The sequence below is a fragment of the Pseudoalteromonas lipolytica genome (assembly GCF_900116435.1).
Lineage (GTDB): Bacteria > Pseudomonadota > Gammaproteobacteria > Enterobacterales > Alteromonadaceae > Pseudoalteromonas > Pseudoalteromonas lipolytica.
The window spans coordinates 61,479-74,968 of the sequence record NZ_FPAZ01000019.1 but is presented as its reverse complement, the minus strand read 5'-3'; the positions used below and the strand labels follow the sequence as shown (position 1 = coordinate 74,968).

At 42.6% G+C, this 13,490-nt stretch carries 15 protein-coding genes; 12 read left to right on the top strand and 3 right to left on the bottom strand.

Translation table 11 applies throughout. The features are described 5' to 3' along the window. Positions 1–2 precede the first annotated feature (2 nt). Both mlaE and BM378_RS17460 read right to left on the bottom strand, forming a co-directional pair. Positions 3–782 (bottom strand): lipid asymmetry maintenance ABC transporter permease subunit MlaE, encoded by a 780-nt coding sequence (mlaE, locus tag BM378_RS17465; RefSeq protein ID WP_065978179.1) that lies wholly within the window; start codon positions 780–782, stop codon positions 3–5. Further along, positions 775–1,593, bottom strand: coding sequence for an ATP-binding cassette domain-containing protein (locus BM378_RS17460; RefSeq protein ID WP_074989679.1), 819 nt, complete (start codon positions 1,591–1,593; stop codon positions 775–777). The genes mlaE and BM378_RS17460 overlap by 8 nt, the downstream gene beginning before the upstream one ends. A gap of 248 nt (positions 1,594–1,841) precedes the next feature. Here BM378_RS17460 and BM378_RS17455 point away from each other — a divergent pair, with 248 nt between their 5' ends. From BM378_RS17455 to mgtE, 12 genes are all read left to right on the top strand, one after another. Then, positions 1,842–2,810 (top strand): calcium/sodium antiporter, encoded by a 969-nt coding sequence (locus BM378_RS17455; protein WP_036971303.1) that lies wholly within the window; start codon positions 1,842–1,844, stop codon positions 2,808–2,810. A gap of 3 nt (positions 2,811–2,813) precedes the next feature. Continuing rightward, entirely contained in the window at positions 2,814–3,785 is a 972-nt protein-coding gene (locus BM378_RS17450) for a KpsF/GutQ family sugar-phosphate isomerase (RefSeq protein WP_074989674.1), read from the top strand. A 2-nt stretch (positions 3,786–3,787) separates the two neighbouring features. Continuing rightward, complete coding sequence (kdsC, locus tag BM378_RS17445; RefSeq protein WP_036971309.1) at positions 3,788–4,339, top strand: 3-deoxy-manno-octulosonate-8-phosphatase KdsC; 552 nt, start codon at positions 3,788–3,790, stop codon at positions 4,337–4,339. Further along, positions 4,336–4,890: an LPS export ABC transporter periplasmic protein LptC gene (lptC, locus tag BM378_RS17440; RefSeq protein WP_065978180.1), complete on the top strand. Its 555-nt coding sequence runs from the start codon at positions 4,336–4,338 to the stop codon at positions 4,888–4,890. Before kdsC ends, lptC begins: the two co-directional genes overlap by 4 nt. Continuing rightward, a complete protein-coding gene (lptA, locus tag BM378_RS17435; protein ID WP_036971315.1) occupies positions 4,880–5,401 on the top strand; it encodes a lipopolysaccharide transport periplasmic protein LptA in 522 nt (173 codons plus the stop codon). Before lptC ends, lptA begins: the two co-directional genes overlap by 11 nt. Then, entirely contained in the window at positions 5,398–6,123 is a 726-nt protein-coding gene (gene lptB, locus BM378_RS17430; protein WP_036971319.1) for an LPS export ABC transporter ATP-binding protein, read from the top strand. Before lptA ends, lptB begins: the two co-directional genes overlap by 4 nt. Before the next feature lie 114 nt (positions 6,124–6,237). Continuing rightward, complete coding sequence (locus tag BM378_RS17425; RefSeq protein WP_036971323.1) at positions 6,238–7,734, top strand: RNA polymerase factor sigma-54; 1,497 nt, start codon at positions 6,238–6,240, stop codon at positions 7,732–7,734. Between the two features lie 26 nt (positions 7,735–7,760). Beyond that, a complete protein-coding gene (gene hpf / locus BM378_RS17420) occupies positions 7,761–8,048 on the top strand; it encodes a ribosome hibernation promoting factor (RefSeq protein WP_036971325.1) in 288 nt (95 codons plus the stop codon). Between the two features lie 3 nt (positions 8,049–8,051). Next, positions 8,052–8,504 carry a PTS IIA-like nitrogen regulatory protein PtsN gene (gene ptsN, locus BM378_RS17415; protein WP_036971327.1) on the top strand — a complete coding sequence of 151 codons (453 nt, stop codon included), beginning with the start codon at positions 8,052–8,054 and terminating at the stop codon, positions 8,502–8,504. Then, entirely contained in the window at positions 8,505–9,353 is an 849-nt protein-coding gene (gene rapZ, locus BM378_RS17410) for an RNase adapter RapZ (RefSeq protein ID WP_036971328.1), read from the top strand. Between the two features lie 9 nt (positions 9,354–9,362). Further along, positions 9,363–9,635, top strand: a complete 273-nt coding sequence (locus tag BM378_RS17405) for an HPr family phosphocarrier protein (protein WP_036971331.1) — start codon at positions 9,363–9,365, stop codon at positions 9,633–9,635. A 215-nt stretch (positions 9,636–9,850) separates the two neighbouring features. Then, positions 9,851–11,209 carry a magnesium transporter gene (mgtE, locus tag BM378_RS17400; protein ID WP_036971332.1) on the top strand — a complete coding sequence of 453 codons (1,359 nt, stop codon included), beginning with the start codon at positions 9,851–9,853 and terminating at the stop codon, positions 11,207–11,209. 40 nt (positions 11,210–11,249) lie between these two features. Here the strand turns inward: mgtE and BM378_RS17395 are convergent, their stop codons facing one another. Beyond that, on the bottom strand, positions 11,250–13,427 hold the full coding sequence (locus BM378_RS17395) for a YgiQ family radical SAM protein (protein ID WP_036971334.1): 2,178 nt from the start codon (positions 13,425–13,427) through the stop codon (positions 11,250–11,252). Positions 13,428–13,490 lie beyond the last annotated feature (63 nt).

Here is a 13,490-nt window from a genome sequence, read left to right as displayed (position 1 = left end):
AATTAGCTGGTAAACATTACCGCTGTTAAAATAAAGTCAAAACCTAAAACTGCCAGTGACGAGTGCACAACGGTTTCTGTTGTCGCTTTGCTGATCCCCTCAGAAGTAGGAATACAGTCATAGCCTTTGTAAAGCGCAATCCACGTCACAATCATGGCAAAAACAAAACTTTTAATCATGCCATTTACAATGTCTTCTTGAAATGACACTTGTGATTGCATAATCGACCAGAAACTACCTGAGTCAACACCTAGCCAATCAACCCCCACTAAATGCGCCCCAATAATAGCGACGGCAGAAAAAATAAGAGCCAACAATGGCATGCTTATAAAACCCGCCCAAAAACGCGGTGCAATAATGCGTTTCAGTGGGTCTATCGCCATCATTTCTAAGCTTGATAATTGTTCTGTGGCTTTCATTAAACCAATTTCAGCGGTCAGCGCACTGCCTGCTCGACCTGCAAATAACAAAGCGGTGACAACAGGCCCTAACTCACGAAGCAAACTCAGCGCCACTAAGGGACCTAAACTGTCTTCGGCGCCATAGCCAACTAATACGGTGAAGCCCTGCAGCGCGAGCACCATACCGATAAATAAGCCAGATACCATGATAATGAGTAATGACTGTGACCCGACCATATACAATTGGCGGATCAGTAATGGCGTGCCTTTTTTAACGTTTGGCACACTCACCAAAGCGCCAAACAGCATTTGCGTAGAGCGACCAAGCGCAGCAAAACGCCCTAGCGTTTTGTGACCTAACCTCTGTAATAGATCAAGCATGGTGTACCCCTAACAACTCTTCTTCATACGCAGGAGCAGGATAATGAAATGGGACAGGACCATCCGACAACCCTTTTAAGAACTGCTGAACAAGCTCTGATTGATGATTTAGCATTTGCTCAGGCGAGCCTTCACCAATCACGCCTTGATCAGCAATAATAATGACATGATCAGCAATACTGAGTACCTCTGTCACATCGTGCGTCACAATTAATGAAGATAAACCTAACACTTGGTTTAATGACTTTATTAATTTAACCAACACCCCCATTGAAATTGGGTCTTGGCCAGCGAATGGCTCATCATACATGATAAGTTCGGGGTCAAGCGCAATAGAGCGCGCTAACGCCGCACGGCGTGCCATTCCTCCAGATAACTCTGAAGGCATTAAGTCTTGCGCACCACGCAAACCAACCGCTTGTAATTTCATGAGCACGACAAGGCGAATAAGATCTTCACTAAGTTGAGTATGTTCACGCAAAGGAAAAGCGATATTGTCAAATACAGACATATCGGTAAATAAAGCGCCACTTTGAAACAGCATACTCATTTTGGTTCGGGCAGCGTACAGCTCCTTGCGCGACATGCTTGGAATACTGTTGCCCTCAAATAAAATGTCACCAGAATCAGGCTTAAGTTGACCGCCAATTAAACGCAACATGGTGGTTTTACCAATGCCGCTGGGTCCCATGATAGCGGTTATTTTGCCTTTCGGAATGTTAAAACTCATATTTTTATATATGATTCTATCGCCCCGTGAAAAGGTTACATCCTTGATTTCTACTATTGATTGCGACAAGTCGCTCTCCATAACTTTTTTCACTAGTTCTGCCATTTTAAGGGTTTTTTAGTCAAGATGGAAAAAACAAATCGTAAAATTTTGTAATATTTACTATCAAATGAATCTAAGACTAATAACGTATGGCTTAACCCCCGCTTAAATTAAGATTGTAACAACACCGCCCTTAATCATTGCCAGCTCATTCTTTTACTTATACTTTCAGGTTCGGTTTTGTTACTATTTGCAGTCATCTGTTTAAGTAATATTGGCGTATCACAATGGTGACTTCTTTTGTCATTTTAATTATTGGTTTTGCAGCACTCGTTTGGAGTGCCGATCGTTTTGTTTATGGGGCAGCCGCGCTGGCAAAAAATATGGGGATCCCCACCCTAATTATCGGTTTAACGGTTGTGGCTATGGGGTCATCAGCACCTGAAATGATGGTGTCGGCATCTGCAGCACTTGCAAACAAAACAGATACCGCTGTCGGAAACGCTATTGGCTCTAATATTACCAACATTCTGCTTGTACTGGGAGTCACGGCCCTATTACGTCCTCTGTCTGTTTCTTCAATGACGCTAAAACGCGAAATGCCACTTGTGTTAATCGTATCGATTGGCGCGTGGTATGTATTTTCAGACAACTATTTTTCATTCGCCGAAGGGATTGCTTTAATACTTGCTTTTGCCGTATTTATTGCCGGATTAGTGATCATTTCATTGCGAGCAAAAAATCAAGATGACCCTTTTGTTAGTGAAGCCTGTGAAGATGTGCCCGATAATGTCAGCACGCGTTCGGCAGTATTATGGCTTGTGGTCGGCATGATTTTGCTACCAATTAGCTCACACTTTCTAGTGGGTTCGGCGGTTGATATTGCCAAATATTTTGGTCTTTCTGATCTGGTTATTGGTTTAACAATTATTGCTATTGGTACCAGTTTACCTGAGCTTGCTGCCTGTATTGCAGGTGTCTTAAAAAATGAAGACGATTTAGCACTGGGCAACATTGTTGGCTCAAATATTTTTAATTTGCTGGCTGTACTGCCACTGGCAGGTATTATTAATCCATCGGTTATCGACCCATCAGCCGCTAACCGCGATGCACTTATTATGATAGCGGCCACCATTGTGTTAATTGCCATGTCATTGAACTTAAAAGGTGCACGTCGTATCAATAGAATTGAAGGTGGCTTTTTGTTAGTCGCATTTATTGCATATCAAGGCTATATTTTCAGCCAAATAGGATAATCAATGACGCAACATAGCTTTATCGCGCAAGGCAAGCGCGTACTCGAAATTGAAGCGCAAGCATTAAAAGAAATTGATCAATACATTGACCAGCATTTCAATAATGCCTGTCAATTAATGTTCCAATGTACTGGGCGAATTATCGTTATTGGCATGGGCAAGTCAGGCCACGTAGGTAATAAAATTGCTGCCACACTCGCCAGCACAGGAACACCTGCATTTTTTGTTCACCCAGGTGAAGCAAGCCACGGTGACCTTGGTATGATTACCCGTGATGACGTGGTTATGTGCATTTCAAATTCAGGGGAAACGAGCGAAGTTGTCAGTATTATTCCTGTCATTAAGCGCATTGGCGCAAAAATGATTTCGCTAACAGGTAACCCAGACTCAACAATGGCCACGCTTTCTGACGTACATGTGTGTATTAAAGTAAGCAAAGAAGCGTGCCCACTGGGCCTTGCGCCAACAGCCAGCACAACGGCAACGCTAGTCATGGGCGATGCAATGGCTGTAGCACTGCTTGAGGCAAGAGGTTTTACAGCAGACGATTTTGCACTTTCTCACCCAGGCGGAAGCTTAGGAAAACGTTTATTGCTTTGTCTTAGTGATGTTATGCACGCCGGTGAGGCCACTCCCATTGTTAATGAATCGCAAAGTATCAAAGATGCATTAATTGAAATGTCGGCTAAAGGCCTCGGTATGACTGCAGTTGTTGGTGATGACAACACACTATCGGGACTTTTTACTGATGGTGATTTACGTCGTATTTTAGAGCAACGGGTTGATATTCACAGCACCGCAATTAGCCAAGTAATGACTCGCTCATGCACAACTGCACACGCTGATATGCTGGCCGCAGAAGCGCTTAATATTATGGAAAGTAAACGTATTAATGGTTTGATTGTAATCGACAAAAGCAACACCCCCATTGGCGCGCTTAACATGCAAGACCTTTTAAAAGCAGGAGTACTTTAAGCATGACATTTGCTGAGCTTTACCAACCAGTAAGCACAGACGTGAGTCAACGTGCTCAAAAAATAAAACTGCTTATTTGTGATATTGATGGTGTTTTTTCAGATGGCCGTATTTATTTAGGCAATCAAGGCGAAGAGCTTAAAGCTTTCAATACAAAAGATGGATTCGGCATTAAAGCCCTTATCAATAGTGGTTTTCAGGTGGCCGTTATCACGGGACGCCATTCACAAATAGTTCAGCAGCGAATGACTAGCCTTACGGTACAACATATTTATCAGGGCCAAGAGAATAAGCTCATTGCTTATCAAGAGTTAAAAGATAAACTTAGCTTAACAGATGAGCAAATTGCCTATATTGGTGACGATGGTCCAGACTTACCGGTTATGGAAAAAGTCGGATTTGCCGTTGCTGTTAATGATGCTCATCCATTAATCAAAAAACTGGCTCATTACACCACCCTGTTACCTGGTGGCTTTGGAGCTGTGCGTGAACTAACTGATTTATTAATGCTAGAAAATGGCAAACCGCTAACTAGCGATGGAACGAGCGCATGAATATAGCCCGTATTTTACTAAGTGTTGTTTTTGTTTGTAGCATGGTTTGGTTATGGTATCCGTACTTTAATCAACCGACAAACACAGTGCTCAGTGAAGACGAGATTATCGCTACACCTGATTATACCGCAATCGCATTAAAGCAAACAGCCTATGATGATCAAGGTAAAATCAGTCATAAAGTGGCCGCTGCTAAAATGGAGCTGTATCAACAGCTCGGGTTCACCTTTTTTGAGCAACCCATTTTCACCATTTACGGTGATCAGCAAGTTTGGCAAGTAAAAGCCAAAGAAGCCACGTTATATGAAAACGATCAGCTTGTATTCGAAGGGGATGTAGTTGCTAAAAACCTTACCCATAATGGCATGATCGAAGATATTAAAGCTGAGAACATTAACATCGACATTGACAAAATGACCATGTTTTCTAAGCAACCTGTCACGCTGACAGGACCGAATTTAAAAATTACCGGTAAAGGTTTAAAAGCCGATTTAAAAGCCGAAATTGTTGAGTTAACTAACCATACACGAACCATATACTATGACCAATAAACTTAAGAAATTACTCCTGATCCCAAGCTTATTGATTGCGTTTTCTGGCGCAGCTGCTGAGCAGGCTGGCACACCAATCAGCATTAGCTCTGATCGCCAAGAAGGTCAGCTAAAAAATGGCATTGGTATCTTCGAAGATAATGTCGAGATCATACATGGTAACCGTCGTATTACAGCGGATCGACTCGAAGCACATGCAGGTGAAGTTGAAGGCACGGTTGAATTAATTATTGCCACAGGAAAGCCCGCTTACTTTGAAGAAAAACAAGCTGACGGCACTATTATGAGCGCCAGTGCTGAAGAAGTTCGTTACGATGTTGCTAAACGCTTATTAACACTCGTTGGCAATGCACAAGTGACTCAAGCAGGCCAAAAAGTCAGTGCCAAGAGCATTACATACGATATGGAACAGCAACTGATAAGTGCCGAGAAAGATGAAAACTCGACCGATCGTGTACACACTATTTTAGTGCCTGTTGATAACAAAAAGAACGATGAAGGCCAGCCATGAGCACACTAAAAGCAGAGCTATTAGCTAAAAGCTATAAGGGTCGCCAAGTTGTAAAAAATGTAGGCCTTGAGGTAGAAGCTGGCAGCATTGTCGGTTTACTTGGGCCAAATGGCGCAGGTAAAACAACCACCTTTTACATGATTGTGGGATTAGTGCCCAGTGACAAAGGTAAAATAAGCATTGATGATAACGACATCACCTTATTGCCAATGCACAGCCGCGCTCGCTTAGGTATTGGCTATTTGCCACAAGAATCATCGATTTTTAGAAAACTGACTGTTTATCAAAACTTAATGGCCATTTTAGAGACCCGTAAAGATCTCAATAAACAAGGCCGCGAAGAAACACTTAACAGCTTACTTGATGAATTTAGCATTCAACACATTCGTGACAGCCAAGGTATGGCATTGTCAGGGGGTGAACGCCGTCGTGTTGAAATAGCACGCGCACTGGCCGCTGACCCTAAATTTATTTTGCTCGATGAGCCTTTTGCTGGTGTTGATCCTATTTCAGTGTTAGATATAAAGAAAATTATTGAGCACTTAAAAAATCGTGGTATTGGTGTATTAATTACTGACCACAATGTGAGAGAAACCCTTGATGTTTGTGAAAAAGCCTACATTGTTTCTCATGGGGAGCTAATTGCATCAGGTACACCTGAACATGTGTTAGCCGACCAAACTGTACGCGATGTGTATCTAGGCGAGCAATTCAGGCTTTAAATACGCCACCGACTAGAGCATCTGCTAGACTTATAACAATGACAATAAATCAAATAAATAGTTAACGGCATCGTGCTATTGTTTGATAAGACTAAAAAGGATTGTTAGGGATACATGAGGCAATCATTACAGCTGCGCATGGGCCAGCAACTTACAATGACTCCACAACTGCAACAGGCTATCCGTTTGTTGCAGCTCAGTACATTGGATCTCCAGCAAGAAATTCAAGAAGCGTTAGACTCTAACCCTTTGCTTGAAGTTGAAGAAGCAGATTATGCAGAAGAGAGTATTGGCAAGAACGAGCAAAAAGCCGAATCTGACGATACCCAACTAAGCGCGTCGGCTGACGAAGCTGCGAGCGAGTACGAGCAAGAAAGCAGTGATGCCCTCAACAAAGACACCGTAAGTGACGACTTAGCAATGGATGTTACGTGGGATGAGTACATGAGTGCTGCCCCATCAAGTTCCTCAGGTCCAATGCCTGAAGATGAATCAATTTACCAAGGCGCATCAACCGAAACTCTCCACGAATACCTAATGTGGCAGTTACAACTAACTCCATTCAGCCCAACAGACGAAGCGATTGCCGTTGCGATTGTTGAGGCAATTGATGATTCGGGTATTTTAACCGTAAGCTGCGAAGACATTGTTGAAAGCTTCAATCAAAATAACGATGAAGAAGAAATCGAACTTGATGAAGTCGAAGCTGTCTTAAAAAGAATCCAATTATTCGATCCTGTCGGTATTGGCGCCCGTAGTTTACAAGAATGTTTGTGTATTCAATTACGCCAATTCGATGCTGACACCCCCTATTTAGCTGAAACTAAAATGGTGTTATCAGAACATATTGAATTATTAGCGAGTCGTGACTATCGCACTTTGATGAAAAAGACTAAGCTTAAAGAAAGTGAGCTGAAAGAAGTCATGACATTGATCCACAGCTTAAATCCAAAGCCTGCGGATACAATTGTTAGAGAAGAATCTGAATACGTGATACCCGATGTATCCGTAAAAAAAATAAAAGGCCGTTGGGTAGTTGAACTAAACCCAGACTGCATGCCGAAAATCAGAGTGAATAGCCACTATGCGGCGATGTCACGTTCTGTAAAATCAAGCAGTGATAGCCAATTTATTCGCTCTCATTTACAAGAAGCAAAATGGTTTATTAAAAGCTTAGAAAGCCGTAATGACACGTTATTAAAAGTGACTAACTGTATTGTTCAACAACAACAGGCTTTCTTTGAACATGGTCCTGAGGCCATGAAACCCATGGTATTAAATGATGTCGCAGAAATGGTCGAAATGCATGAATCAACAATTTCGCGAGTAACAACACAAAAATACATGCATACCCCACGGGGAATTTTTGAGTTGAAATATTTCTTCTCCAGCCATGTAAGCACTGAAAATGGGGGTGAGTGTTCATCTACGGCAATTCGCGCTTTAATCAAAAAGCTAATCGCCGCAGAAAACACAGCTAAACCATTGAGTGATAGCAAAATTGCAGATATATTGGCTGAGCAAGGAATTAAAGTAGCTAGACGGACAATAGCAAAATATCGAGAGTCTCTAGCAATACCTCCGTCGAATCAGCGTAAGAGTCTGATTTAGACGTTTTACATAGAAGGAAAATGCTTATGCAACTAAATTTAACTGGTCGTCATGTAGAAATCACAGATTCATTAAGAGACTATGTAAACACCAAGTTTGCGAAACTAGAAAGGCATTTTGACCACATTAATAATGTTCATGTCATTCTAGATGTAGAAAAACTAAGCCAAAAAGCAGAAGCAACTTTACATGTAAACGGAGGCGAGTTATTTGCCTCTACTGAACACCAAGATATGTATGCAGCCATCGACTCGTTAATCGATAAACTTGATCGTCAAGTAATTAAACACAAAGAGAAATTAGCTCGACACTAAATTATGAAACTTAGTTCACTTACTAACCAGGACTGCAGCAAAGCTGCGGTCCTTTTTAATAGCAAAAAAAGAATTCTCGAATTTATCAGCGAACTGGCTCATGAGCAGCTCCCTCATTTATCTCAGCAAGATATACTCAATGCCCTATTGAACAGAGAAAAATTGGGCAGCACGGGTATTGGCCGAGGTATTGCGATTCCACATGGTCGTATGAGCGGTGCAGATCAGCCACACGCATTTGTAATTGTGAGTGAGTCACCTATAAATTTTGATGCAATTGATAATCGTCCAGTGGATATTTTTGTCGCACTCATCGTACCAGATGGTGACTGTCAGCTTCATCTAAAGACCTTATCAACAATTGCTGATAGACTTAAAGACAAAGAATTTTGTAAACAGCTACGCAGTGCTAAAACAGATAGTGATCTGTTTAAAGTCATTGCATCAGAGGCATAAATGGAATTAATTATTATCAGCGGTCGCTCTGGTTCAGGTAAATCAGTCGCTTTACGAGTACTTGAAGACTTAGGCTATTACTGCGTTGATAATATTCCTGTAAACCTGCTTCCTTCGTTAGTACGCAGTGTGTCAGATAATTACGACAAAATTGCTGTAAGTATCGATGTGCGTAACCTGCCGAAAGAACAGCAAGAATTTAACGATATTCTTGAGTATTTACCGGGCTTTGCAAAACCTACGTTGTTTTATTTAGATAGTGATGATCAAACACTGATCAAACGATTCTCTGAAACACGCCGCTTACACCCATTATCGATTGACTCGCTGCCGCTTGATTTAGCGATTAAACAAGAAAAAGTATTACTGGATGTTTTGATCACCCGTGCCGATTTTATGATTGATACGACCGATCTCAGCGTGCATCAGCTTGCCGAATCTATTCGCGAAAAAATACTGGGTAAAAAAGACAAAAAGCTCATTATTACTTTTATGTCGTTTGGCTTTAAGCACGGTATTCCAAAAGAAGCTGATTACGTATTTGATGCTCGCTTTTTACCGAATCCACACTGGGAACCGGATCTAAAACCACTGACAGGCTTAGACCAACCAGTAAAAGATTACCTTGCTAGTCACAGCATAGTGCAAAAGTTTACATGGCAAATTCAAACCTTTGTACAAACATGGCTCCCTCACCTAGAGCGAAATAATCGCAGTTATTTAACCATTGCGATTGGCTGCACAGGTGGACAACATCGCTCAGTTTACTTAGCGCAAACCATTGGTGAGAGCTTTTCGAAAAGTCACGCAAACGTGAAAATACGCCACCGCGAGCAAGATACCCAATAGGCAACGACGATGCATGCTGAAGACACTTTTTTAATCCAAAATAAGCTAGGTTTACATGCACGAGCAGCCACGGTTTTAGCACAACTTGCACTGCAATTCGATGCTAAAATAACCCTTTACCAAGACGATAAAGAAGCCGAAGGCGATAGTGTATTAGCCTTAATGTTACTCGAGAGCAGCCAAGGCAAAGAAGTCCGTGTGGTGTGTGAAGGCCCTGATGCTGACGCAGCACTCAATGCAATAGGCGAATTAATTGCACAACGCTTTCATGAACAAGAATAGCATTTGCTAAGCCTTGACTGTTTACGTTAAACTTGCATTGGGTATTTAAAATTCCTGTTAAATATCCTACTTTTATATCGCTCGCTTCTCTAAAATACATTTTTCTTAGTAAATTTATCTCAGTGCGGCGATATCCCTGCAAATACTAAATTTAGCAACTATGCTGTATTTGCTGAGTCAGATTTTAAGCTATTTTTTCAGTTGTAAGGACGCCAATGCCAGAAGCCTTTGAACAAGATTACCCGCTACAACAACTAAAACAGGTGACCAAGTCACTCAATAGTGGTCAATTTGTTCAAGTGCGCGGCATGTTAGCAAAAACAGCACCGTGTGATACCGCACTCCTTTTAGAATCATCTCCGCATAAAATTCGCCGTATGCTTTGGCAGCTGGTAGACCCTGATGTGCGTGGTGACGTATTAGAAGAGCTCTCAGAAGATGTACGTTTAGGCATTATTGCCCAAATGGAACCTGAGCACATTGCTGCCGCAACCGAAGACATGGACGACGATGATTTAGGTGAGGTTCTTCGTAGCCTACCTGATACAGTCTACCAAGACGTTGTCGGCGCCATGGACTCGCAAGATAGAGAAAGAGCCACCCAAGCCCTGTCTTATCAAGAGCGCTCAGCTGGTGCCTTGATGAACAGCGATACGGTAACCATTCGCCCAGACGTCACACTAGATGTTGTTTTACGCTATCTGCGTTTACGCGGCGATTTACCTGAAGGCACCGATGATTTATACGTCGTTGATAAACATAATTGCTTTTTAGGGGCATTATCTTTAACGACGTTGTTGACCAATCCCTCAGATAAAGTGGTTCGCGACCTGATGGATGAAGACTGTGAATCTATCTTAATATCGATGGATGAAAGCGACGTGGCACAATTATTCGAACGCCATAACTGGATTTCAGCCCCCGTTGTAGATGATAACGCGCACTTACTAGGGCGTATTACCATCGATGATATCGTTGACGTTATCCGTGAAGATGCCGAACATAGCTTATTAAGCTTAGCGGGTCTTGATGATGAAGAAGATACTTTTGCTCCCGTATTGAAAAGCTCGCAGCGCCGCTCTATTTGGCTAGGAGTCAACTTATTAACCGCTTTACTCGCTGCAATAGTCGCTAGTTTTTTCGAGAATACATTAGCTATCTTACCTATTCTTGCTGTACTAAATGGTATTGTTCCCTCAATGGGAGGCGTAGCAGGCAGCCAAACGCTTACACTTGTTATTCGTGGTATTGCTGTTGGCCATATAAACCAAACCAACCAACGCTTTTTATTACTCAAAGAGCTCGCTATCGGCGCGCTAAACGGGGTAATTTGGTCTATTTTAATCGCGGGTGTTGTCGCGCTGTGGCAGTGGGACTTTAAACTCGGTGCGGTGCTTGCCTTTGCTATGTTCATGAACTTAGTGGCAGCAGGTATTGCAGGGGCCAGTATTCCGCTTATTTTAAAGAGAATGAAAATTGACCCTGCATTAGCAGGCAGCGTAGTGCTTACGACGGTGACAGATATAGTGGGTATTTTTGCCTTTTTAGGCACTGCGACTTGGTTACTTATTTAAACTAAAAACGGCCCTTGTGGGCCGTTTTGCTTTGTATAATCTATGTTGCTCGTTGCTTATTTTTACCAACACGCGGTTTGGTGTTCGCCTTCTTAAATTGGCTAAAACCTGTGTGTCGGGTTAGTGCAGCTCGGCCTGTGCGCCCTTTCCCTTTAGCAGCCTTTTCATTGCGCCCTTCCTCAGGAACTAAACAATGAGGGCCTTTACCAATGAGATTCGCTTTACCCATTTTTTTAAGAGCTTCACGGATCATCGGCCAACCAGCCGGATCATGGTAACGCAAAATTGCCTTATGCAGACGACGCTGACGTGCCCCTTTTGGAACAGGTACTTGCTCCGTGTTATTTTTAATATTACGCAACGAGTTCATCTCGGTATGATAGATTGTCGTCGCATTCGCCATGGGTGAAGGATAAAAGTTCTGAACTTGATCAAGCTTAAAGTCATTCGATTTTAACCACAGCGCCATATTCACCATGTCTTCATCTTTGGTGCCTGGGTGAGCTGAGATGAAATACGGGATCAAATACTGCTTTTTACCTGCCTCTTTCGAGTATTTATCAAACAACTCTTTAAACTTGTCGTAAGCGCCCATACCTGGCTTCATCATTTTCGATAACGGGCCATCTTCGGTGTGTTCCGGTGCGATTTTCAAGTAACCACCAACATGGTGAGTGACCAGCTCTTTAACATAGCGAGGGTCTTCAACGGCTAAATCGTAACGCACACCCGATGCAATTAAGATCTTTTTAATCCCTTTTACATCACGTGCTTTTTTATATAACTCAATCGTCGGCGTGTGGTCGGTGTCCATATGTTTACAAATATCAGGGTAAACACACGATAAACGACGGCATGTACTTTCTGCTTTTTTACTCTTACAACGTAATTTATACATGTTCGCTGTTGGGCCGCCTAAGTCAGAGATAACCCCTGTAAACCCTGGCACCTTGTCACGAATTTGTTCAATTTCGTCAATGATAGATTGCTCCGAGCGACTTTGGATAATACGTCCTTCATGTTCAGTAATCGAACAAAATGAACACCCACCAAAACAGCCTCGCATGATATTCACGGACGTTTTGATCATCTCGTAAGCAGGAATTTTTTCATCACCATAACTTGGATGTGGAATACGTTGATATGGCAAACCAAAAACGCCATCCATCTCTTCTGTTTCAAGCGGAAAAGCCGGCGGATTAACCCAAATAGAGCGATCGCCATGGCGCTGAAATAATGCACGTGCACATCCGGGATTTGTTTCTTGGTGTAAAATACGTGATGCATGCGCATACAAAGGCTTGTTTACACTTACTTGCTCATAAGCTGGCAACTTAACATAGGTTTTTTCCCAAGGCTTAGGACGCGCAGGCTGAATTGTTATCGGCTTTGCCGCCTCAACACTTAAATCAATACCGGCTTGTTTAAATTCAGATTTACTGCAGCCAACATCATCCGCACCATACGGATTAGGGATCGGGTCAATTTTGCCAATTTTATCGATGGCTGTTGAATCACTGCCGCGCCACCCTGGTAATGGCTCTTTACGAATAACCGCGGTACCACGAATGTCTTGAATTGAATCGACACTCTCACCGGCTGCAATACGATGAGCAACCTCGACCAATGGACGCTCAGCATTACCGTAGATCAAAATATCAGCTTTGGCGTCGAACAATATGCTTCGGCGCACTTTTTCTTGCCAGTAATCATAATGCGCAATACGGCGTAAACTCGCTTCAATACCACCAATCACTAATGGCACATCTTTATACGCTTCACGACAACGCTGACTATAAACAACAACTGCACGGTCAGGACGCTTTCCCCCAACATTACCAGGTGTGTAAGCATCGTCATGACGCATACGTTTTTCGGCAGTATAACGATTGATCATTGAGTCCATATTGCCCGCAGTCACCCCAAAAAAGAGGTTTGGTTTTCCAAGTGTCATAAAAGCATCTTTAGAATTCCAATCTGGCTGGGCAATAATACCAACGCGAAAACCTTGTGATTCAAGCATGCGCCCGATAACAGCCATTCCAAAGCTTGGGTGGTCTACATAGGCATCACCACTGACAATAATGACATCACAGCTGTCCCAGCCTAGCGCATCCATTTCTGCTCGGGTGGTTGGTAAAAATGGCGCTGTGCCATAGCATTCGGCCCAATACTTAGGGTAAGAAAACAGGCCACGCTCGGCTTTTAATGCGCTCATAAAATGTACTCTGCTACCAAAAAGGGGCGAATTATACCCCACTCTTAAGGATTATTATAGAAA

Bases quoted from the DNA above. Each gene is read 5' to 3' on its own strand.
- mlaE (WP_065978179.1), bottom strand. From the start codon at position 782: ATGCTTGATCTATTACAGAGGTTAGGTCACAAAACGCTAGGGCGTTTT.
- BM378_RS17460 (WP_074989679.1), bottom strand. From the start codon at position 1,593: ATGGAGAGCGACTTGTCGCAATCAATAGTAGAAATCAAGGATGTAACC.
- BM378_RS17455 (WP_036971303.1), top strand. From the start codon at position 1,842: ATGGTGACTTCTTTTGTCATTTTAATTATTGGTTTTGCAGCACTCGTT.
- BM378_RS17450 (WP_074989674.1), top strand. From the start codon at position 2,814: ATGACGCAACATAGCTTTATCGCGCAAGGCAAGCGCGTACTCGAAATT.
- kdsC (WP_036971309.1), top strand. From the start codon at position 3,788: ATGACATTTGCTGAGCTTTACCAACCAGTAAGCACAGACGTGAGTCAA.
- lptC (WP_065978180.1), top strand. From the start codon at position 4,336: ATGAATATAGCCCGTATTTTACTAAGTGTTGTTTTTGTTTGTAGCATG.
- lptA (WP_036971315.1), top strand. From the start codon at position 4,880: ATGACCAATAAACTTAAGAAATTACTCCTGATCCCAAGCTTATTGATT.
- lptB (WP_036971319.1), top strand. From the start codon at position 5,398: ATGAGCACACTAAAAGCAGAGCTATTAGCTAAAAGCTATAAGGGTCGC.
- BM378_RS17425 (WP_036971323.1), top strand. From the start codon at position 6,238: ATGAGGCAATCATTACAGCTGCGCATGGGCCAGCAACTTACAATGACT.
- hpf (WP_036971325.1), top strand. From the start codon at position 7,761: ATGCAACTAAATTTAACTGGTCGTCATGTAGAAATCACAGATTCATTA.
- ptsN (WP_036971327.1), top strand. From the start codon at position 8,052: ATGAAACTTAGTTCACTTACTAACCAGGACTGCAGCAAAGCTGCGGTC.
- rapZ (WP_036971328.1), top strand. From the start codon at position 8,505: ATGGAATTAATTATTATCAGCGGTCGCTCTGGTTCAGGTAAATCAGTC.
- BM378_RS17405 (WP_036971331.1), top strand. From the start codon at position 9,363: ATGCATGCTGAAGACACTTTTTTAATCCAAAATAAGCTAGGTTTACAT.
- mgtE (WP_036971332.1), top strand. From the start codon at position 9,851: ATGCCAGAAGCCTTTGAACAAGATTACCCGCTACAACAACTAAAACAG.
- BM378_RS17395 (WP_036971334.1), bottom strand. From the start codon at position 13,427: ATGAGCGCATTAAAAGCCGAGCGTGGCCTGTTTTCTTACCCTAAGTAT.